Origin of the sequence: Hongsoonwoonella zoysiae (assembly GCF_013266695.1) — a bacterium.
Classification (GTDB): domain Bacteria; phylum Pseudomonadota; class Alphaproteobacteria; order Rhizobiales; family Stappiaceae; genus Hongsoonwoonella; species Hongsoonwoonella zoysiae.
In genome coordinates, this window is the sequence record NZ_JABRXF010000005.1 from 1 (window position 1) to 1477 (window position 1477).

At 62.5% G+C, this 1477-nt stretch carries 2 protein-coding genes; both read right to left on the reverse strand.

The genetic code is table 11. From position 1 onward, the window contains the following. Positions 1–6: 6 nt before the first annotated feature. Entirely contained in the window at positions 7–1188 is a 1182-nt protein-coding gene (locus HPQ64_RS20185) for a UxaA family hydrolase (protein ID WP_172890464.1), read from the reverse strand. A gap of 10 nt (positions 1189–1198) precedes the next feature. Then, positions 1199–1477 (reverse strand): UxaA family hydrolase (locus HPQ64_RS20190; RefSeq protein WP_246270847.1); only part of this gene is annotated, 279 nt, incomplete at its 5' end.

Consider the following 1477-nt stretch of genomic DNA (forward strand, 5'->3'; position numbering starts at 1 on the left):
CGTTACTCAGGCGCTTCTGTAGAGCTTGGTCATGGAGAACTCGCGGTGTCCGAGGGCTTCTGCGGCGGTGTTGCGGCCGTTCGAGGTGCGCACGATCATGTCGATGAGCGCGTCGCCCGCCTCGTCGATCGTCATCTCCCGGCGCAGGATGCCCGACACGTCGACGTCGACGTGCTCGCTCATGGTGCGCACCGTGCGCGGGTTGGCCGTGATCTTGATCACCGGCACGATCGGGTTGCCGATCACATTGCCCTGGCCCGTCGGGAAGGTGTGCACCACATAGCCGCCCGCCGCCATCAGCGTCACGCATTCCGCCGCAGCCGACGAGGAATCCATGAAGTAGAGACCCTTGCCCGATTTCGGCGCTTCCGCCGGCTCCAGAATGTCGATGTATCTCGACGTGCGGCCGATCTTCTCAAGATTGCCGAGCGCCTTCTCCTCGATCGTCGTCAAGCCGCCTTCGATGTTGCCCTTCGTCGGCTGGCTGTCGGACAGATCGTCCGTCTGGTGGGCGAAGATGACGTCGTCCTGATAGGCCTTCCACATCTTGTACCAGCGCTCGCCCACCTCCGGATTGATCGCCCGCGCCTTGCAGATGTGCTCCGCCCCGGTGATCTCCGACGTCTCGCCGAAGCAGCCGTAGATGCCCTCCGGAAGCAGCTTGTCGTACATGTTGCCCACCGTCGGGCACGAGCCGAGGCCCGTCGTCGTGTCGCTCTCGCCGCATTTCGTGGAGACCCAAAGCTCGGAGATCGAGCACTCCTCGCGCTGCAGCTCGGAAGCGTAGTGCACCATCTCCTTGGCCGCGCGCGAGGCGTCCATAATGGTCTTCAGATCGCCGTTCTGCTCGATGGAAAAACCCTGCACGGGCTTTCCGGTCGCGGCGATGCCGTCGACCACCCTCTTCGTCCATCCCGGCTCGATGCCGATGACGACGACCGCCGCAACATTCGGGTTGGCGCCCGTGCCGATGATCGTGCGGAAATGAAGCTCGAGATCCTCGCCGAACTGCAGCCGCCCATAGGCGTGAGGGATCGCCAGCGTCCCCTTGATGTTGTTCGCCACCGCCTCGCAGGCCGCGTTGGAGATGTCGTCAAGCGGCAGGATCAGCACATGGTTGCGAACGCCCACCCGGCCATTGTCCCGCCGATAGCCCATGAACGTCATGTTCGAGTATTTGGAAGCCATTGATCCGTCCTTACCAGCGCTTGGTCTTCAGATTGTGGGTGTGGACGTGGCCGCCCTCCTCAACGTCGGCGACGAACTTGCCGATGTCCTCGCCGTATTTGACCGCCGTGTCGCCCGCCTTCAGGTCCTTAAGCGCGATCTTGTGCCCGATCGGCACATCCGCCTTCGATGTCAGCTCGAACGTCGAGTTGTCGTGCGTGATGCAGCAAAGCATCTTCGTGCCAGCCTTCAGACCTTCAACCACAACAACGCCGACATTGTCGGCAGCTTCGTGAACAAGCAGATGGGG